General features: G+C 65.2%; 15 protein-coding genes. 8 read left to right on the forward strand and 7 right to left on the reverse strand.

Features of this window, described 5'->3' with window-relative positions:
- Positions 1-22 precede the first annotated feature (22 nt).
- The 4 genes from P3T42_RS35775 to P3T42_RS35790 all read left to right on the forward strand — a co-directional run bounded on the left by P3T42_RS35775 (position 23) and on the right by P3T42_RS35790 (position 4628).
- A complete protein-coding gene (locus P3T42_RS35775; RefSeq protein WP_074294089.1) occupies positions 23-943 on the forward strand; it encodes an SPOR domain-containing protein in 921 nt (306 codons plus the stop codon).
- A 7-nt stretch (positions 944-950) separates the two neighbouring features.
- A complete protein-coding gene (locus tag P3T42_RS35780; protein WP_074294090.1) occupies positions 951-1445 on the forward strand; it encodes a CvpA family protein in 495 nt (164 codons plus the stop codon).
- Positions 1446-1556: 111 nt separating this feature from the next.
- On the forward strand, positions 1557-3104 hold the full coding sequence (gene purF / locus P3T42_RS35785; RefSeq protein ID WP_074294091.1) for an amidophosphoribosyltransferase: 1548 nt from the start codon (positions 1557-1559) through the stop codon (positions 3102-3104).
- 333 nt (positions 3105-3437) lie between these two features.
- Positions 3438-4628, forward strand: a complete 1191-nt coding sequence (locus P3T42_RS35790) for an O-succinylhomoserine sulfhydrylase (protein ID WP_429308677.1) — start codon at positions 3438-3440, stop codon at positions 4626-4628.
- Between the two features lie 12 nt (positions 4629-4640).
- On the opposite strand, the gene P3T42_RS35795 is transcribed toward P3T42_RS35790, so the two are convergent.
- The gene (locus P3T42_RS35795) at positions 4641-5438 is read right to left on the reverse strand and encodes a helix-turn-helix domain-containing protein (RefSeq protein WP_429308678.1); all 798 of its coding nucleotides are present in this window, start codon (positions 5436-5438) and stop codon (positions 4641-4643) included.
- A 16-nt stretch (positions 5439-5454) separates the two neighbouring features.
- Positions 5455-5796, reverse strand: coding sequence for an FKBP-type peptidyl-prolyl cis-trans isomerase (locus P3T42_RS35800; RefSeq protein WP_074294094.1), 342 nt, complete (start codon positions 5794-5796; stop codon positions 5455-5457).
- A gap of 211 nt (positions 5797-6007) precedes the next feature.
- Here P3T42_RS35800 and P3T42_RS35805 point away from each other — a divergent pair, with 211 nt between their 5' ends.
- From P3T42_RS35805 to P3T42_RS35815, 3 genes are all read left to right on the forward strand, one after another.
- Positions 6008-6805 carry a sensor histidine kinase gene (locus tag P3T42_RS35805; protein ID WP_429308679.1) on the forward strand — a complete coding sequence of 266 codons (798 nt, stop codon included), beginning with the start codon at positions 6008-6010 and terminating at the stop codon, positions 6803-6805.
- A 130-nt stretch (positions 6806-6935) separates the two neighbouring features.
- Positions 6936-8279, forward strand: a complete 1344-nt coding sequence (locus tag P3T42_RS35810) for a hemolysin family protein (RefSeq protein WP_429308680.1) — start codon at positions 6936-6938, stop codon at positions 8277-8279.
- A gap of 114 nt (positions 8280-8393) precedes the next feature.
- The gene (locus P3T42_RS35815) at positions 8394-9116 is read left to right on the forward strand and encodes a sulfite exporter TauE/SafE family protein (protein WP_429308681.1); all 723 of its coding nucleotides are present in this window, start codon (positions 8394-8396) and stop codon (positions 9114-9116) included.
- Positions 9117-9142: 26 nt separating this feature from the next.
- Here P3T42_RS35815 and P3T42_RS35820 read toward each other — a convergent pair whose 3' ends face one another.
- Both P3T42_RS35820 and P3T42_RS35825 read right to left on the reverse strand, forming a co-directional pair.
- Positions 9143-10633 (reverse strand): dipeptidase, encoded by a 1491-nt coding sequence (locus tag P3T42_RS35820; protein WP_429308682.1) that lies wholly within the window; start codon positions 10631-10633, stop codon positions 9143-9145.
- Between the two features lie 111 nt (positions 10634-10744).
- Complete coding sequence (locus P3T42_RS35825; RefSeq protein ID WP_429308683.1) at positions 10745-11401, reverse strand: TetR/AcrR family transcriptional regulator; 657 nt, start codon at positions 11399-11401, stop codon at positions 10745-10747.
- A gap of 136 nt (positions 11402-11537) precedes the next feature.
- Here P3T42_RS35825 and P3T42_RS35830 point away from each other — a divergent pair, with 136 nt between their 5' ends.
- Positions 11538-12002 (forward strand): nuclear transport factor 2 family protein, encoded by a 465-nt coding sequence (locus P3T42_RS35830; RefSeq protein WP_429308684.1) that lies wholly within the window; start codon positions 11538-11540, stop codon positions 12000-12002.
- A gap of 27 nt (positions 12003-12029) precedes the next feature.
- On the opposite strand, the gene treY is transcribed toward P3T42_RS35830, so the two are convergent.
- The 3 genes from treY to treZ are packed head-to-tail and all read right to left on the reverse strand — an operon-like array spanning position 12030 to position 18993.
- Complete coding sequence (gene treY / locus P3T42_RS35835; protein WP_429308685.1) at positions 12030-14882, reverse strand: malto-oligosyltrehalose synthase; 2853 nt, start codon at positions 14880-14882, stop codon at positions 12030-12032.
- Positions 14879-17074 carry a 4-alpha-glucanotransferase gene (malQ, locus tag P3T42_RS35840; RefSeq protein ID WP_429308686.1) on the reverse strand — a complete coding sequence of 732 codons (2196 nt, stop codon included), beginning with the start codon at positions 17072-17074 and terminating at the stop codon, positions 14879-14881. The genes treY and malQ overlap by 4 nt, the downstream gene beginning before the upstream one ends.
- Positions 17071-18993 (reverse strand): malto-oligosyltrehalose trehalohydrolase, encoded by a 1923-nt coding sequence (gene treZ / locus P3T42_RS35845; protein ID WP_429308687.1) that lies wholly within the window; start codon positions 18991-18993, stop codon positions 17071-17073. Before treZ ends, malQ begins: the two co-directional genes overlap by 4 nt.
- Positions 18994-19019 lie beyond the last annotated feature (26 nt).

Genomic DNA, 19019 nt, shown 5'->3' on the forward strand with positions numbered 1-19019 from the left:
GCAGCCTCGAACCAAGCCATTCATGGGAATTTTCTCGTTCGGCAAGAAAGACGACGCGCCTACCCGGCGTAGCGCAAACACCAGTTCCACCCGGGCCGCCCGTGGCGAGCGCGTGGAGCGGCGAACCCGCCGCACGGAACGGCCCGACGCCGATGCGATGCTGCTCGACCCCACGCTGCCCGAAAAGCAGCGCGCGCGCCGCCGCCTGGTAGGCGCCATCGCGATGGTGGTCGCCGCCGTGGTGATTCTGCCCATGGTGCTCGATTCGCACCCGAAGCCCGTTACGGACGATATCGCTATCGATATCCCCAATCGTCCGGCGCCCAAAGCGGCCGCCGACGATGTAGACACCCAGGCGGGTGTCGCCCCCGACAATCCGGCGCCGGACAACGCCAATAGCTCGCTCGCAGCCTCTGGCGTGGCCCCAGCCCCGGCAGCCCCGGCCACCGCGAATGCGATGACGCAGCAAGGTACGGCTGCGGCGCCGGCCGGCAAGAGCAGCAAGCCGCAAGCCCCGGCAATCGCCGCGAACAAGTCGCCGGCTGCAACGGCAGCGTCCGCTTCGGCCAAGGCCGCGAAACCGGTCAAGACACCGCCCGCGCCGGTCCAGAGCGCCGCCAACCAGACCAGCGCCAACACAGCCAACAGCACCGATGCCGCCGCCGCAGATGCCGATTCCGGCACGCCGGCGTCGCCGCCGGGCAGCCGTTTCGCCGTACAGTTGGGCGCGTTCCCGGACGACGCCAGCGCAAAAGCCTGGGCGGTCAAGTTGAAAGCGGCGGGCGTGCCCGCATATACCGAACGTCGGAAGCAGACGGATGGGACAACCCAGACACTGCTGCGCGCCGGCCCGTTCGCCGACCGCGCGGCCGCGACGGCGGCCATTGCGAAGGTTCGCGCAGCCGGGCTGACGTCCGGCGCGAACAGCGGCTTGGCACAGTAAGTCAGCGATGTTCACTGCCTTCGACTACGCTGTAATGGCGGTGATCGGTTTGTCGGCCCTGCGGGGCACCTGGCGCGGTTTCCTGTCCGAGGTATTCGGGCTGATCGGCTGGGTTGCAGCGTTTTTGATCGCGTGCCGTTTCGTCGGCTATGTGGTGCCGTATATGCCGGCCAGGTGGCCGGGCGGTGCGCTGACCCAATGGCTGCTGGCTTTTGCTCTGCTGGTCATCGGCGTGATGCTGGTGGTGGGCGTCGCCAACGCGCTGCTGAGCCGGCTCGTGCAGGCCTCCGGTTTGAGCGGCGTGGACCGCTCGCTGGGTTTGATGTTCGGCCTCGTACGCGGGGTCATCCTGGTGCTGATTCTGGTCGCCCTCGCAGGCCTGACCGAACTGCCCCAGCAGGAATTCTGGCGCAACGCCTTGCTGCGGCCCTACGCGGTCGAAGGCGTGCACGAACTGAAACCGCTGCTTCCCGAGACACTCGCTGCTTACGTCCGTGTGTGACGATTACAGGCAAACGAGCTGTTCAGGGCAACACGCAGGACATCGGCGCGACCCGGATGCTTCCCCGGCACCGGCCGCCGTGATGAATTTCGTACCTTTGAAGGACATGCCATGTGCGGCATCGTAGGCGTAGTTTCCCAATCCCCGGTCAATCAGCTGATCTATGACAGCCTGCTGCTCCTGCAGCACCGCGGTCAGGACGCAGCCGGCATTGCGACGGCGAACGGTAGCAATTTCCACATGCATAAGGCCAACGGCATGGTGCGCGACGTGTTCCGCACGCGCAACATGCGCAGCCTGCCCGGCACCAGCGGTATCGGCCAGGTGCGTTACCCGACGGCCGGTTCCGCGTCGAGCGAAGAGGAAGCCCAGCCGTTCTACGTGAACGCGCCGTTCGGCATCATCCTCGCCCACAACGGCAACCTGACCAACTGGCAGCAACTGAAAGACGAGATGTTCCGCGTCGATCGCCGCCACATCAACACCAATTCCGATACCGAAGTGCTGCTCAACGTGCTCGCGCACGAACTGCAGCTCTCCACCTCCGGCCTGCAAATCGATCCGGCCTCCGTGTTCAAGGCCGTCTCGGGCGTGCATCGCCGCGTACATGGCTCGTATGCGATCGTTTCGCTGATCGCCGGCTACGGCTTGCTCGCCTTCCGCGACCCGTTCGGTATTCGCCCGCTGTGCCTCGGCAAGCAGGAAACGGCGCATGGCGTCGAGTGGATCGTGGCTTCGGAATCGGTGGCGATTGAAGGTATCGGCTTCGAATTCGTGCGCGACGTGGCGCCGGGCGAAGCGCTGTTCATCGACGTCGAAGGCAATCTGCACTCGCAACAGTGCGCGCCGAACGCCAGCCTGAACCCGTGCATTTTCGAACTCGTGTACCTCGCGCGTCCGGACTCGGTGCTCGACGGCGTGCCGGTCTACAACGTGCGTCTGCGCATGGGCGATTACCTCGCCGAGAAGATCAAGCGCGAACTGCCGGATGTACCGATCGACGTGGTGATGCCGATTCCCGATTCGTCGCGCCCCGCTGCGATGCAGGTCGCCAAGAAGCTCGGCGTCGAGTATCGCGAAGGCTTCTTCAAGAACCGTTACGTCGGCCGCACCTTCATCATGCCGGGCCAGGCGGTGCGCAAGAAGTCGGTGCGCCAGAAGCTCAACGCCATGGCGATCGAATTCAAGGGCAAGAACGTGCTGATCGTGGACGATTCGATCGTGCGCGGCACCACCTCGCATGAAATCGTGCAGATGGCGCGCGATGCCGGCGCGAACAAGGTCATCTTCGCTTCGGCCGCACCGCCGGTGAAATTCCCGAACGTCTACGGTATCGACATGCCGACGCGCGGCGAACTCGTCGCGCATGGCCGCACGGATGACGAAGTCGCGCGCATGATCGGCGCGGATCACCTCGTGTACCAGGACGTCGAAGCACTCAAGCAGGCTGTGCGCGATACCAACCCGGCGCTGAAGGAATTCGAGGCTTCGTGCTTCGACGGCAACTACATCACCGGCGACGTCACCACCGAGTACCTCGACCGCATCGAAACGGCCCGTCTCGCGCCGCAGGCGCAATCGGACCGCGACGCGGCCAGCGAAGCGATGGAAGGCGGTGCAGCCCGTTCGCAACTGCACCTGCAGTTGTCGGTGGAGTAAGTCGGCGCCTGACCGGCAGAGCGGCGCGCAGCGGCCATGCACGCAGCGCGCCACGCATGTTAGGATGATGGCTTGCGTCGATTTGATCTCAGCTTGCGGACGCGGGGCAACCCAAAACAGCTAAAGCGAACGGTGGAGAAAAGCAGCAACCGTCCGCCGCCGCTCCAGCTTTCCCCCGCACATGAAGCCCGCTTATGCCGACGCAAAGCGGGCTTTTTTGTTGCCGGCGCGTTTGACGTTCATGCAGCCTTACGGTGAACGTCGAGCGGTAAGCGCCGGCCTGGAAAACGTGGCAACACGTGACGACACGTGGAAAATGGAACTAGAACCAACATGGACGAATCCCTGAACTTCGACACCCTCGCAGTCCGCTCGGGCACGCTGCGCAGCGACTTCAACGAGCATTCGGAAGCGATTTTCCTCACGTCGAGCTTTGTGTTTGCAAGCGCCGCCGACGCCGCGGAACGCTTCAAGAACTCCGAGGACTATTACACGTACTCGCGCTTCACGAATCCCACGGTCACGATGTTCCAGGACCGTCTGGCCGCGCTCGAAGGCGGCGAGGCGTGCATGGCGACGGCTTCGGGCATGGCCGCGATCATGTCGGTGGTGATGTCGGCCCTGCAGGCGGGCGACCACCTCGTCAGCTCGCAGAGCCTGTTCGGTTCGACGCTCGGCATGTTCTCGCAGATCTTCAGCAAGTTCGGCATCACGACCACCTTCGTCGATCCGACGGATCTCGACGCGTGGAAAAACGCCGTGCGTCCCGAGACGAAGATGTTCTTCCTCGAAACGCCGTCGAACCCGCTGACCGAAATCGCCGACATCGAAGCGATCGGCAAGATTGCGAAGGCCGCAAACGTGCTGTTCGTGGTGGACAACTGTTTCTGCAGCCCGGCCTTGCAGCAGCCTTTGAAGCTCGGCGCGGACGTCGTGATGCATTCGGCCACCAAGTTCCTCGACGGCCAGGGCCGCGTGCTCGGCGGCGCGCTTGTCGGGTCGAAGAAATTCATCATGGAAAAGGTGTTCCCGTTCGTGCGCAGCGCCGGACCGACGCTGTCCGCGTTCAACGCTTGGGTGCTGCTCAAGGGCATGGAAACGCTGTCGCTGCGGGTGGAAAAGCAGTCGGAGAATGCGCTGGAAATCGCCCGTTGGCTGGAAACGCATCCGGCGGTGAATCGTGTGTTCTATCCGGGGCTGGAGTCGCACCCGCAGTTCGAGATTGCCAAACGTCAGCAGAAAGCGGGCGGCGCGATCGTGTCGTTCGAACTGAAGGGCGATACGCCGGAAGCGCAGCGCGTCAACGCATGGCGCGTGATCGACAGCACCAGGATCTGCTCGATCACCGGCAACCTCGGCGATACGCGTACGACGATCACCCATCCGGCCACCACGACGCACGGCCGCATCACGCCGGAAGCGCGCGCGGCAGCGGGCATCACGGAAGGGCTGATCCGTCTGGCGGTCGGGCTGGAGAATGCGGGCGATATCCGCAACGATCTGGCGCGCGGTCTGGCGGGTTAAGCCGCGATTCCATCAATGGCGCACGGTGCGCCATTGACCGGGTGCTAGCCCGAAGCGCCGCGTGAACGCATGGGTGTAGGCGCTCTGATCGCCAAAGCCCACTTCAAGCGCGATGTCGGTCAGCGAACGCCGCGGATCGGCGAGCAGCGTGATCGAGGTATCGAGCCGCAGACGCTGCAGATAGCGATGCGGCGTCTCGCCGAACGCTTCGATAAACAACTGATGGAAACGCCGCATGCCGAAGCCGCAATGCGCGGCGAGATCGGCGATGCGCAGCGGCTCCGAGAGGTGCGTGCGCAGCCAGCGGTCGATGCGCACGAAGTCAAGACCGGCGCCAGGCGCGCCGTCGCCGCCGAGCGCGGCGGATTGCGTCGTGCCGGCGTCCGCCAGCATGGCCGCGCACAGGCGTGCGGCGGCATCCCAGTGAAAACGCCGCACGGCGAGGTCGTCGCCGGCTTGCATGCCGCCCGTCGCGCGGGCGGCAATGCTATGCACGAGCTGCGTCAACGACGCATCCACTGAGACAGCCCGCGCGCGGTCGAACAAACGTTCCGGCACCGCGAGTGACGTCGCAGGCAGATCCAGCACGAGTTGCCGGTTCTCGCCGATCCCCGCGTAGTCGTGCTGCGCGCCGGCGGGAATCAGCCACGCCGAACCGGCATCGATCAATTGACCGACCCCGTCTACGCTCATCTCCATTGCGCCGTCGAGCCCCAGCACGACCTGATGAAAGTCGTGCACATCCGACGCCTCGATTGCGCCATAGCGGCGCAACGAAACGCTGGGAGCGGCGACGGCGACGTGGCTCACAGGCAGTCTGAAAAGCTTAAACGTCGAGCAGTTCGACTTCGAACACGAGCGTCGCATTCGGCGGAATCACGCCGCCTGCGCCGCGCACGCCGTAGCCGAGTTGCGGCGGGATCGTCAGCTTGCGCACGCCGCCCACCTTCATGCCCTGCACGCCTTCATCCCAGCCCTTGATGACCATGCCGCCACCCAATACGAAGGCGAACGGATCGTTACGGTCCTTGCTCGAGTCGAACTTCTGGCCGTCGGTCAGCCAGCCCGTGTAGTGGACGCTGACCGTTTTGCCGGCGACGGCTTCAGCGCCGGTGCCTTCGGTCAGGTCTTCGTATTTGAGGCCGGATTCGGTAGTCACGGTCGACATGAGTTGCTCCTTCATACAGGTCGTAAAAAGCGACATTGTAGGCGTGTTGGCAGCGTGCCGCCCAGATCACCCGGGTTTGGCCGAGCGTTCGGACGCGCAAGTGAGTTTGCAGAGACTTGCACTGGGCGGGTACGCGCCCTGCTTCACGAAGGAGGGTGCCTATAATGGCACTTCCGTCCAATCCCATGCACTGCCTGAGAGGGCCTCGATCGTGACAACCTCTTCCACCGGATCTGGCAGCGGCCAGCAGGGCGCTTCCGGCGTCTCCCTGTCCGAACGCACCGCGCATCTTTGCGCGGAGGCCGCGCTCTTCATGCGCGACCACGTGCTCTCCCTGGTGTCGCACGATTTGCGCGGCCCGCTCAATGCGATCCATAGCTGGGCCTACGTGCTCGAGCGCAAACTCGACGCCAACGACCCGGCCGCGCAGCGCGCCATCGTCGGCATCCGCAGTGGCGTGGATCAGCAGGTCAAGCTGCTGGAGTCGATTGTCGATACGACCCGCGCCGGCACCAAAACGCTGGCGCTCGTGCGCGAGCCGTTCGCGTTGCAGGCATTGTTCTCGGATTCGGTGGACGAGGTTCGCGCAGGACTCGCGAGGTCGCGCGGTGTGTCGGTCGCGTTCGAATCGGAACTTTCCACCGAGCAGTTCAACGGCGACCGCGAGCGTCTCGCCGCAGCGCTCTGGCTGATGCTCACCTTCGCGGTGGAGGCCGGCGCGAACGGCGCCAAGGTCACGCTCGCATCGGGCGCCGACGCCAGCGCGTGGCACGCTGTGGTCTCCTATGAGCCGACGCTGGCTGCATTTGACGATGCCTCCGTGTCTCATCTGCTCGAACCGTTCGCGCGCACCCAGGCGCGGGCGCCGCGCGAAGCGGGGCGGATTGCGTGGGTGCTGGCGCTGTGCAAGCGCGTCGCGGAAGCGCATGGCGGCTCCTTCGAGCAAGGCGAGATGCAGGACGGCCAGGCCGCGACGCTGGCGCTGCGCATCCCGCTCGTCGCGGCCTGACGGCTCGACGACGGCGCTAAGCGGCTCGACGGGCCAGGCGGCGGCAATCCTGCCGCCTGTGCCGCGATAAAACTTTCACGTAGCTTTCGCACTCTATACTGACAACTTTTCGTTGCCGGAGCCCTTTCTCTTGATTCAGGTTGTCGCCCTTATCGGTGCGTTGCTGCTCGTCGCGCTCAATGGATTCTTCGTTGCCGCCGAATTCGGTCTGGTGAAGCTGCGGCAGACGCGGGTGCAGAGTCTTGCCGCGCAGCACGGCATGCGTGGCCGCCTGCTGGCGAAGGTGCACGGGCGTCTCGATGCCTATCTGTCCGCCTGCCAGCTCGGCATCACGCTCGCCTCGCTAGGGCTGGGCTGGATCGGCGAGCCGGCTTTTGCGGACCTGCTGACGCCGCTGTTCCGCCTGCTCAACATCGAATCGGAGAACGTGATCCACGGCGTCTCGCTGTTCTTCGCGTTCTCGTGCATCTCGTTCCTGCATATCGTGGTGGGCGAGCTGGCGCCGAAGTCGCTCGCCATTCGTCAGTCCGAGAAGGTGTCGCTGTGGGCCGCCACGCCGCTCTACGGGTTCTACTGGGCGATGTATCCGGCCATCTGGCTGCTGAACACCAGCGCGAACGCCGTCCTTCGTCTGGCGGGCCTGACGGCGGATCACGGCGGTGATGCGCATTACTCCACCGAAGAGCTCAAGCTCATCCTGCGCGGCCGCCACGCCAACGTGGCGAGCGGCATCGGCGTGGCGGACGGCGCGTATAGCCAGGACGAATGGAACACCATCGCGCACTCGCTGGATTTCTCGCGCATGACGGTCTCGGATCTGATGCGGCCGGCCTATGAGATGGTCGGACTGCGGCGCGACTTGCCGTTGCGCGAGAACATGCAGGTGGTCGCACGGCACCGCTTCAGCCGCTATCCGTTGTTCGAGGATGCCGCGGGCGAGCGCGTGGCCGGCATGATCCATCTGAAGGACCTGTTGTTGGCGCGCCAGGCGGGCAGCACGCTCGACGATCTCTCGAAGTATGTGCGGCCGGTCCAGTACGTGAAGCCGGATATGCCCGCGCTGGAACTGTTCCGGCGCTTTCGCAAGGGCGCGCCGCATATGGCGCTCGTCGGACACAAGAACGCGGCGCCGATCGGCTTTCTCACGCTCGACAATCTGCTCGGCGCGCTGGTCGGGCAGATCCACGACGAGTTTCGCCAGGGCGATGCCGACTGGACCCGCATGGACGACGGCACCTTGATGGGCAAGGGCAGTTTGCCGGTGGTGTCGCTGGAGCGGGCGCTGGGGATCGACATTGACGAAGGCCGGGCCGAATCGGTGGGCGGGCTGGTGATTCAGGCGCTCAACGATCTGCCGAACGAAGGGCAGCGGGTCGAGTTCGACCGCTTCGATATCGTCGTCAAGAAGATGAAGGGGCCGCGTATTCTGCTGGTGCGGGTCTATCCGAAGCACTTCGATGACGAGGGCGGTTGATCGACGTTGAGGGTGCGGGCGAGCGGCAATGCCTGGCCTGCGCTCTCCTCGCCGCTGCTCGCACATTCCCGAGCCCGGTTAAAATCGTCTGCCAAAACACCATTTGGGGACACCGTGGGATATCTGCTCGTGTTGTGCGTAGGGCTGGTGGCAGGCATGCTGAGCGGCGTGATCGGCACAGGCTCGTCCATGCTGCTGATGCCCGTGCTCGTGATGCTGTTCGGCCCGCAACAGGCCGTGCCGATCATGGCGATCGCTGCAATCATGGGCAATCTGGGCAAGATCCTGGCATGGTGGCGTGAAGTCGACTGGCGCGCGTGTGCCGCCTATTGTTCGACGGCCGTGCCCGGCGCGGCGCTGGGTGTGCGGACGCTGCTCGCGTTGCCGCCGCATGCGGTCGAACTCGCGCTCGGTCTCTTCTTTCTCGCCATGGTTCCCACGCGTCGCTGGCTGGCGCGCCGCTCGATTCAATTCTCGCTGCTGCATCTCGCGCTGACTGGCGGCGTGGTGGGCTTCCTGACCGGCATCGTCGTATCGACCGGACCGATCACCGTACCGGTGTTCATGTCGTACGGGCTCGTGAAAGGCGCATTTCTCGCGACGGAAGCGGCCGGGTCGCTCGCGGTGTACGGCACTAAAGTGGCTGTGTTCAAGCACTTTGGCGCGTTGCCGTTGCATGTGGTGTTCGATGGCCTGATCACTGGCTCGGCACTGATGGCGGGCTCGTTTGCAGCGCGCTATGTGGTGGTTCGCATGAGCCCGCGCACCTTCAAGCTGGTGGTCGACGGTTTGATGCTGTCCTCGGGACTGTCGCTGTTGTGGGCCGCCGGGCGGTAAGCGGCGAACCGCTGACCACTCGCCCGTCAGCCCACCGAGGCTTCGAACACGCGCCGGTAGTTGCCGCCCAGAATCATTCCCACCTCTTCCTGGCTGAAGCCGGCGGTCAACAACGCGTCGGCTAATGCCGGCAACTGCTCATAGCTGCGGAACACCGGCGGGTTGATGAAGCCGAGCATGTCCGTGCCCAATCCGACATGCTCGACGCCGACCACGTCCGCCATGCGCTGCATGCCATGGGCCATGCCCTGCAAGTCGCGATACGTCCCGGAGCTTGGCCACACCCCGATCACACCGCCGGTGCCGGCAATCACCCGCGCATGATCCGGTGTGATCAAGCGGCTGCGCGCCGATGGATGCGTCGCCAGGGCGGTATGCGACAGGATCAGCGGCTTGGTGGTGGTGTCCGCCGCGCGCTTGACGAGGTCAAAGGTGCCATGCGCGACGTCCACGACGATGCCTAGCTGATTGCATCGGCGCACCACGTCCGCGCCGAAGTCGGTGAGACCGCCGTGCACGGGCGGCTCGGTCTGGATATCGCCGAGTTCGTTGACCCGATAGTGGGTGAGCTGCAGATGACGCAGTTGATGCTGCGTATACGCTTCGTCGACGCGCTCGAGCCGGCCTTCCAGAAAGTCGGCGCCTTCGGAGGCAATAATCGCGCAAGGTCCTGTTTTGCTGTTCGCGGCAAGCGACGCCGCGTTCGTCACCACCTGCATCTGCTCGCGTTGGATCAACTCGTGCACGCGGACGAATTCTGCCTGGCCCAGGGCATATAGTTCGCCATCCTGAGGAGTTCGCCAGGCCTCGATGCGCTTGCGATCGGCGGTGACGTGCGTGACGGTGGTGTCGGTAACGATCGCGAGGCAGATGACGTTCATGCCGCCCGTGCGCATGGGCGCCGCGAGAGGAAGGAACGGACGATTGGCGCCAATGGCCGGGTCGCGCGAGACGATCACCCGGCCGGCATGGCTGTGCATGTCCATGGTAAGCGTGCCGGCGGTGCGCCAGGTGGATGCGTCGTCGGATGTGTGCGCGGCCGGCGTCTGTGCGTCCGCTGTTTTTGCGTCCGCGTTCTGAGCGGCGGCGTCCGGCTTTTCGGTGTAGCTCGCGAAGCGGCCAGGCGCACAGGCCGCAAGGCCCAACGCCGCACCCGACGCGAGGAACGCGCGGCGACTCGCGCTGCGTGGCGCGTGTTCCGACGGCAGGTCGAGCGGACGCGCGTCGACGAGTTGATAGCGCCAGCCGGCGGGGTCGTCGGTGAGGCGCTGCAGGCGTCCTCTGAAGGTGACGGCCTGCTCCTGTGGCGCGCAGGGCAACGCGGCAAACACTTCCACGCACGACAGCGGATTGCGCGGCAGGCAGCCGCCGCAGCAAGGGGCATCCGCTGCGAGCACAAAGTAATCGGCTTCGTCGGCGACGGGATCGAGCGGAACGATCCAGCCGCATAGTTCGACTATCGCGCCGTGCAGTGAGTCGGCGTCGCCTGTTCGGATACTCAACCAGTCAAGAGGCATGGGCGTTCCCGTGGTTTCAGTGGCAACCTGGATTTTGCAAAGCGTAGTACCTTCCGATGAAGCAGGCGTGTCCTTCCCGGACTCCGCGCGTTTGCACGCGACAGACTCACTTCATCGGGACGCCGCGCGTGTCCGCCCCGTCGCGGCACGGAACGTGCGGCGCTTGCCCGCGGTCAGCGTCGTCAAGGTCTGCTCGACGATAGCCAGCGCCTCGGCCTTAAGCGCCGCCGGATCATCTGCATCGTCAAGCAGCAGCGCCGCTTCGCACACCATGCGGCCGATCATCCGCGCCGCAAGGTAGGGATTCGCGATGGCCGGTTCGCCTTGCGGACCAGCGCCCGACAGTCCCGCAATCAGGAGCCCGTAAATATGCGCGTCCTCGATCTCCCGGCAGCGTGCGGCGCCGAGCACGGCAGGCGCGGCCTCGATCACGAGGTGACGGTAGGCCGGCTCGGAGCAGACCTCCAGGAACTCGCGAATGCCGGCGCGGATGCGCTGCGCCTTCGGCGCGCCCCCGGCGACGCCTCGCACGCGAGCAGCAGCCGCAGTCTGTAGCGACACCACCAGGGCATCGAATAGATCCGCCTTGTCGCTGAAGTGATGATAGAAGGCGCCGCGCGTCACGCGCGCCTTGCGGGCAATCGCCTCGATGCCGACCTGCTGATATCCCTCCGAAGTGAACAATTCCCCAGCCGCGACGACCAGCGCTTCGCGTGTGGCGTCGGCGTATTCCTCGCGACGTGTTTTGAACGGACCGACGTTTTCCATAGGGCTTCTATCCAGCGCTTGACTTTTCACCTTCGCATCGTAGTATACATACACAGTGTATGTGAAATTCATGGCGTATGTCGTCGTGAAGGATGAAACCTGCGTCGTTAGCCGACGCTCTTTCGGGAGATTTGCAATGACTGGTTCAACGAATACCGACGTGAAGTACGTCCCGCCTTCGGACGAGCAATGGCAGAGTGCCCGCGCTGTGGTCAACCGTTTCGCCGAGCACTGGAGCCATCCGGTCGCAGACGATCTGCGCGACCTGATGCACCCGGACACGCGCAATCTGATTCCGCCCATGACCGTGCCGGCGGATCGGGAAGGCGTCGTCGAGCACTTCAGGCAAGTGCTGAATCAATTGCCGGATCTGAAAGTGGAGGTGCTGCAGTGGGCGCCGACGGGCGATGCCGTACTGATCGAATGGCGCGCGTCGGCGAGTGTGGGCGGCGAGGCGCTGTCATGGCAGGGCGTCGACTGCTTCAATGTCCGCGGCGAGCGCATGTATCAAGGGCAGGTGTACTGGGACACGCGGCGGGTGGCCGAGCAAATGGCCGATGCGGCGCGGCGTGCAACCGAGCGGCGCGCCGCTGCTTCCTGATCTCGGGATAACGGGTGCCGCGGCGCCTCAAGCGCGCGGCACGCCGTCCTCCACCAGCACGGCCACCGGCATCGTCGCGAGCGCATCGCGCAGGAAGAGCGAACCGTCATCCTCGACCTTGGGGGCGGCGGTGCTCATCCAGTCGAACAGCGCGCGCGAGGTCAGCTCGGCGGGCATCTCGACCGCCGTGTCTTCCCACTGCGCGGCATTGACGAGCGGCACGTCGCTGCCCTCGTCGAGCAGTCCAGCCGCCAGATGCGTCACGATGATTACGGCCCACGCGTTGGCATGTCTGCGCGCAAACGCGACCACCTGTGCCGCATGCTTGCCCTTGACGGTCAGCGGCAAATACGTGCCCTCGCTCAGCAGCGCCGGCAAGTGCGCGCGCAGCGCCAGCAAGCGCTGCACGACGGCCAGCTTCACGCGTCCATTGCGCCACTCGGACAGCAAGTCCGACGGCGGCGTTTCGACCAGCCATGCCGCACGCTGTGCAAAATCCACCGGACGCCGGTTGTCTGGATCCACCAGAGTGAAGTCCCACAACTCGGTGCCTTGGTACAGGTCCGGGACGCCCGGCGACGTGAGTCGCAGCACGGTCTGCTGCAAGCTGTTGATGGCGCCGGCCTGGCCGATCCGGGCGACCAGTGCGGATAGCGCGTGCAGGAAACCGTCGCGCCGCTGCGGCGCGAGGATATCGAACAGGAAGTCGCGGCAGGCCTTCTCATGGGTCTCGTCGGGTGCGAGCCAGGACGTGCGCAGCTTCGCTTCGCGCAGCGCCTTCAACTGCCATTGCGCGACCCGTTCGGCGAGTGCCTTGACGCCGGCGTCGTCATCGGGTGCGAGCTCGGGCGGCCAGCAGCCCACCAGGGTTTGATACAGCATTGCCTCTGCTGCCGGGCCCGGCGCCCAGTCGTGATCGAGTGCGGCCAGACTGCCGTCGAGCGCGCGGCGCTGCGGCGCGTTCAGCGTCGACCATGCGCGCAGCGTCGCGCTCCAGTCATGCGCGATCTCGCTGAGTACGGCAAGCCGTGCGCGCACGTCTTCACCGCGCTTGTGATCGTGCGTGGCGGTCGCCAGCATCGCATGCGGAAAACGGCGTGCGCGTTCGAGATTGGTGGCGTGAAACTGCTCGACCGAAAGTGCGAATTCGCCTGGGTCGGAACCCACCTCGTTGCGCGACAACAGGCGGCCGTAGCGATAGCAGGCTGTGTCCTCGACCGCTTTCGCCGCCACCGGTGCGGTCAATTGCGAAAACAGCGTCTGCGCCGTGCGGCGAGACGATCCCGCGTGATTGAACGGCTGACCATTCGCGCCTGCCTGCGCGTTGGCGGCGGAACCCTGGCGAACCAGTGCGGCGTCCTCGGCTGTGCCGCTACCCAACCAGGCATCGACCTGGTCCAGCACGGCGTAATCGGCAGGCGAGAGCGCTTGCTTCGCGCCGGCTAGCGCCTGATTGAAATAGACGTTGTCGGCCTCTGTGCGTACGCCGTTTTGCGGATAGATGCGATACACCGGAAAGTGCACGACGAGTTCGGTCAGCACGCGGTGCAGCGCGGTGAAGGTGAAGTCGCGTGTGGTGATCGAATCGCGGGCAATCCGATGCAAGGCGCGCGCCGCGCGGTCCAGTTCCGCAGAGAGATTTTCCGCGAGAATCTTGCGCCGCGCGGCCAGCGCTTCATCGGCGAAGCGCGCGCTGCGTCCGGTCAGGTCGGCCCACGTCGCGGCGAGCGGTTCGGCGCCCGCCGGATCGTGCAGCAGCGCGCCGACGTCGTTCATGAAGTCGTAGCCGGTGGTGCCGTGGACCGGCCAGTCCTCGCGCAACGGCTCGCCGCGCGCGAGGATCTTTTCGACCACGATATACGGCTCGCCGTCGCGCAGCTCGTTTAGGCGTTGCCGCAGCCGCTGGCAATATTCGCGTGGTTCGGCGAGACCGTCCACATGGTCGATCCGCACGCCGTCGATCAGGCCTTCCGTATAGAGGCGAAACGGCAACGCGTGCACGGCGTCGAACACCTCGGGCCGTTCGACGCGGATGCCGGCCAGCGTGCTGATGTCGAAGAAGCGCCGCCAGTTCACTTCGTCCGACGCCGTGCGCCACCACGCGAGCCTGAAATGCTGGCGCTCGAGCAGCCGATGCAAACGGTCGCGCGTCACGGATTCGCCGGGCGCATAGTTGGCCAGCGCGGCGTCGACGGCCGACCTGCCGTTCTGCGCCACGAACTCGCGCAACAACTCGCGCCCTTCGGCGGCGCGCGGCTGGTCGGCCGGTTGCGTGGTGAGTCCCTGGAAGCGTTCGGCGAGCGCACTGAGATCCGCGCGCTCGGCGCTTTGCAGGATCGCCGCGTAATCGATCGGGCACACCGGGCCGACGTGCGGTCCGTAGGCCGCATAGAAGTGCCCCGTCTGCGCAGCGAAGCGCAGTTCGATCCGGCCGGCGGCGAGTTCGTCTCCATACGATGCGCCCAGGCACGGCATCAGCACTTTGCCGCGCAGGGCAGGATCGGGCGAATGCCAGTCGATGTCGAAGTGCCGTGCATATGCGCTATGGCGTCCCCATTCGAGGATATCGAGCCACCACGCGTTGCTCGACCCGCCGACGCCCATGTGATTCGGCACCACGTCGATAATCAGCCCCATGCCGCGTTCGTGCAGTTTCTCGACCAGCCGCTTGAGTCCCGCTTCGCCGCCGCATTCCGCGCTGATCCGGCTGTAGTCGACGGTGTCGTAGCCGTGCATCGAACCCGGCTCGGCCGTCGTCACCGGCGATGCGTACAGATGGCTCACGCCGAGCGCAGCAAAGTACTCGACGTGCGCGAGGGCGTCGTCGAACGTGAAGCCCTTGTGGAACTGCAGCCTGAGGGTAGAACGCGGGACGGTCATGGTGTGTCGGGCCCCGAAGAAGCGGTAGTGGATGCAGAAGCAGCAGTGGCGCCGACGCTGCGCGCGCGCTCGACCGCGAGCAGGCGGTCGCTGAACGCGGGCTCGGCGAACAGTTCGTCGATCGGCAGTGCGAGGCGCCGCCGCCAGTTCGGATGCTCGTCGATCGAGCCCGGCAGATTCGGCTGGTCTTCTAGCGCGAGGAGATCCTCGAGCGGATACGTGACGAGCGGCGAGGGCGTGGCGGCGACGAAGGCGAGCGCTTCATCTACCGGCGCGCTGTCGATCGGCGGCGGGGGCACGCCATGTGCGGCGACGCCGGCCCACTGGAACGCGTCCCATAACGCCGCGCGTTCGTTCGCACGCTCGGCCTGCGCCACTTCGACGGGATCGCGTCCGTCGGCACGCGGCAGGGTCTGTCCGATCTGATTGCGCCACACGATATCCGTTCCACGCCACCATCCGGTGACGGTGGGCAGATCGTGCGTGGTGGTGGTCGCCACTGCGTTGCGGTCCCAGTCCCGCGGCATCTTGAAGTCCTTGCCCGACGCGCCGTTTTCGAACCACAACACGCGAATACCGGCAATGCCGTGTTCGTCGAGCCGTTCCCGGAAACCGGGCGGCACCGTGCCAAGATCCTCGCCGATCACAATCGAGCGGTGTCGCCACGATTCGAGCGCAATCAGCCGCAGCATGTCTTCGAGCGGGTAGCGCAGATAGGCGCCATTGCGCGCGCTTTCGCCTTCGGGTACGAGCCACAGGCGCCGCAGGCCGAGGATGTGATCGATGCGGATGCCGCCGGCGTGAGCAAACGCGGCGCGCAGCATGTCGATAAAGGCCACGAAGCCCTGGTTGCGCATGGCGCGCGGCGAGAACGTCGTGAGTCCCCACGCCTGGCCGGCCTGATTGAACAGATCCGGCGGCGCGCCGACCGACACGCCTTGCAGCATGTCGTCGCGATACGACCACGCGTGACTGCCGGCGCTATCGCAACCGACGGCGAGGTCCGCGATCAAGCCCACCGCCATGCCGGCATCGCGGGCCGCGTGCTGGGCATGCGAGAGTCCCTTGGCCGCGAGCCATTGCAGGAACAGATGAAATTCGACCTCGTGCCGATGCGCGTTCGCAAACGCTTCGACCTCCGCACTACGCGGATCGCGCAACGCCTCGGGCCAGGTGCGCCAATGTCCGTTCGGCTCCGCCTGGGCAAGCTGAACCGCCTGCAATGCTTCGAAGCGCGCGTGATCCTCAAGCGAGCGGCCGCCTTGCACGCAGAACGCGTTGAATTCGAGCGCACGGGGCGCGTCCTGAGCGCGGTCGTGGATGCAGAACTGCTCGAAGAGCGTGCGCAGGACCTTGAGCTTGAGCCGCACGGCCTGCGGCCAGTCGATCAGCGTCAGACGTTCAAGCTGCGACCATGTTTCGGCGCCCTGATGAGCGTCGATGGCGGCGCGTGCCGCCTCCGCACCGAACACGGCGGCCGGATCGATATGCGTGACATTGAGCCACAAGCGCGACGACGGCGAATACGGACTAAAGCGTTCCGGCTCGGCGCTGAACATCGCATGGGTCGGGCTGACGGCGAGCGCATGCGCGCCGCGCTTCGCGCTTTCCACAGCGAGTTGCGCGAGCGCCGAGTAGTCGCCAATGCCGCCGTCGCCCGTGCGGCGCAAGCCATAGAGTTGCGCGGCGATGCCCCACAACGGCGGCACGGGCGTGTTCTGCATGGCCCGCCACGCATCGGCGGCGGTATAGCAGCGCGAGGGCGCCACCGCGAGCGTGATGCGGTGGTCATTGATAAAGAGCGTGTGATAACCGGGTTCGTCGATAGGCGACAGCAACGCTGCTTCACCTTTCGGCGCAGTGAAGCGACCGTCGATCTGCGAACCGCTTTCCAGTTCGATCCTATAGTGGCTGCCCGATCTGATCGCCGCCGCCGGCAGCGCGATGCCGCGCTCGCATTCGGCGGTCATCAGCGGCGGCAGCTTGCGGCCGGACAGTTCCGCTTCGAGCGCGGCGGCGCTCTGGCGGATCTGGGCCGCGCTGCCGCACGGCAGTCCCATGCGTTCGAGCAGCACGCTGAGCGTGCTTTCGGGAACCTGCTGGATGAGGTGATGCGCGTCTTGCCATTCGACTTCGAAACCGGCGCGAGCGGCCAGGCTATTGATGGACTCGGAGCGTCGGGTGGCGTTCATGCGTGCCACTCCCGTTCGATGACCTTGCGCGCGTCGTGCGTGTTTGCATACTCGCTGACGTCGCCGGTCAACCACGCGATGAAGGCGTAGGGCGGCAATTGCTGCCCGGCGAGATGGTCCCGCACGCGTGGCGGGGTTTCGAAGACGATCTTGCCTTTGGGCATCAACGTCTCCGTTTGCGCAAACGGCACGGCAGCGTCGCCGAGGTTCAGCGCGATGGCAAGCGTTTCCCCATCGTCGAGCTGCCAGCGCGCGATGAGCGCGTTGGCGTCACTTCCGTTCTGCGCGGCTAGCACGCTTGCCCCCAATGCCTTCGCATGCGCGAGGCGCGGCGTAATCAGCTTTGCCCGCACCGTCAGCGCGGATTTGTAGAAGTGCATCCAGTCGAGCCGTTCTTGTGCGTCGGGTTGCGCGGCGGTATCCGTTGGCGGCGACGACGCGGCGAAGGTCTGCGGATGATTCGGATCCGGAATCTGCGCGCGGCGCTTTTCGTCGCTGAAGGACGCGAAGCGCGCGAATTCGCGGCGGCGTCCTTCGCGGACCGCATCCGCGAGATCGCCGGTGTAGTCGGTGAAAAACAGGAACGGCTGATCGGAACCGAACTCTTCATCCATGAACAGCAGCGGAATCTGCGGCGAGAGCAGCAACAGACCCGTGGCAGCTCGCAGCGCATCCGGCGAGCACAGCTTGCGCAGCCGCTCGCCGAATGCGCGATTGCCGATCTGATCGTGGTTCTGCAGAAACATCACGAACGAGGTGGGCGGCACATGCCCGCTCGGTTCGCCGCGCGGCTTACCGTCGTGGATCGGCGAAGGCTCGCCCTGATACACAAAGCCTTCGCTGAGCACCCGCACCAGCTTGCGGATCGGCTCATCCGCGAACGCGTGATAGTAGCCTTCCGTCTCGCCGGTCAGCAGCACGTGCAGGGTGTTGTGCGCGTCGTCGTTCCACTGCGCGTCGAAATGCGTTTCGAGCAGGTTGGCGGTGTTGTGCTCGTTTTCGAGGACCAGATGCACATGACGCCCGTGCCGCACCTTGGCGCGAATATGGTCCGAGAGTTCGCGCAACCATTCGTGATTGTCGATGGCATGCACGGCATCGAAGCGCAGGCCGTCGAAGCGATATTCGTTGATCCAGTAGAGCGCGTTGTCGCAGAAGAAATCGCGGACCTCGGTGCGCTCGAAGTCGATGGCCGGACCCCAAGGCGTATGCGTGCCTTCGCGAAAGAACGGCTTCGCATACTGATGCAGATAATTGCCGTCCGGGCCGAAGTGGTTATAGACCACGTCGAGGAACACGTTCAGACCGAGACCGTGGGCCGCATCGATCAGTGCTTTCAGTTCGTCCGGGCGGCCATAGGATGAGTCGGGTGCATACGGCAGTACGCCGTCGTAGCCCCAATTGCGCTGGCCGGGAAAATCGTTCAACGGCATCAGTTCGATGGCGGTCACCCCCAGTTCGGCGAGCGCGGGCAGACGCTGCATGACACCCGCATAGCCGCCCAGCGTGCCCACATGCAATTCGTACAACACAGTTTCTTCCCAGGGCCGGCCATGCCAGTGCGCGTGTTGCCACGTATAGGCGCGTGGATCGATCACTTCGCTCGGGCCGTGTACATCCTGCGGCTGAAACCGCGAAGCGGGATCGGGCACCGCCAGTTCGCCGTCGAGCCGGTAGCGATACAGCGTGCCTGCGCCGCAATCGGCTTCGGCTTCGAACCAGCCGTTGCCGGTCGGCGTCATCTCGAGCTTGACGGGCGCAGCCGGCCCTTCGATCTCCACCTGCACCGACTGGCACGACGGCGCCCAAAAACGAAAGCGCGTGCGTGGTCTCGCGCTCGCCGCACCTAGCAACTGCGCGCCGAACGGCAGGCAATGCGCATGATGACGCGCATGAGGATCAATCGGACTTTCGGACATGATTCATCACCATTCGGTTTTGCTCC

The organism is Paraburkholderia sp. GAS38, assembly GCF_050434965.1.
Taxonomy (GTDB): domain Bacteria; phylum Pseudomonadota; class Gammaproteobacteria; order Burkholderiales; family Burkholderiaceae; genus Paraburkholderia; species Paraburkholderia phenazinium_A.

Excerpts from the sequence above, each read along its gene's own strand:
- P3T42_RS35790 (WP_429308677.1), top strand. The coding sequence starts at position 3,438 with ATGGACGAATCCCTGAACTTCGACACCCTCGCAGTCCGCTCGGGCACG.
- P3T42_RS35820 (WP_429308682.1), bottom strand. The coding sequence starts at position 10,633 with ATGCCTCTTGACTGGTTGAGTATCCGAACAGGCGACGCCGACTCACTG.
- P3T42_RS35830 (WP_429308684.1), top strand. The coding sequence starts at position 11,538 with ATGACTGGTTCAACGAATACCGACGTGAAGTACGTCCCGCCTTCGGAC.
- P3T42_RS35800 (WP_074294094.1), bottom strand. The coding sequence starts at position 5,796 with ATGTCGACCGTGACTACCGAATCCGGCCTCAAATACGAAGACCTGACC.
- treZ (WP_429308687.1), bottom strand. The coding sequence starts at position 18,993 with ATGTCCGAAAGTCCGATTGATCCTCATGCGCGTCATCATGCGCATTGC.
- P3T42_RS35780 (WP_074294090.1), top strand. The coding sequence starts at position 951 with ATGTTCACTGCCTTCGACTACGCTGTAATGGCGGTGATCGGTTTGTCG.
- P3T42_RS35775 (WP_074294089.1), top strand. The coding sequence starts at position 23 with ATGGGAATTTTCTCGTTCGGCAAGAAAGACGACGCGCCTACCCGGCGT.
- purF (WP_074294091.1), top strand. The coding sequence starts at position 1,557 with ATGTGCGGCATCGTAGGCGTAGTTTCCCAATCCCCGGTCAATCAGCTG.
- malQ (WP_429308686.1), bottom strand. The coding sequence starts at position 17,074 with ATGAACGCCACCCGACGCTCCGAGTCCATCAATAGCCTGGCCGCTCGC.
- treY (WP_429308685.1), bottom strand. The coding sequence starts at position 14,882 with ATGACCGTCCCGCGTTCTACCCTCAGGCTGCAGTTCCACAAGGGCTTC.
- P3T42_RS35825 (WP_429308683.1), bottom strand. The coding sequence starts at position 11,401 with ATGGAAAACGTCGGTCCGTTCAAAACACGTCGCGAGGAATACGCCGAC.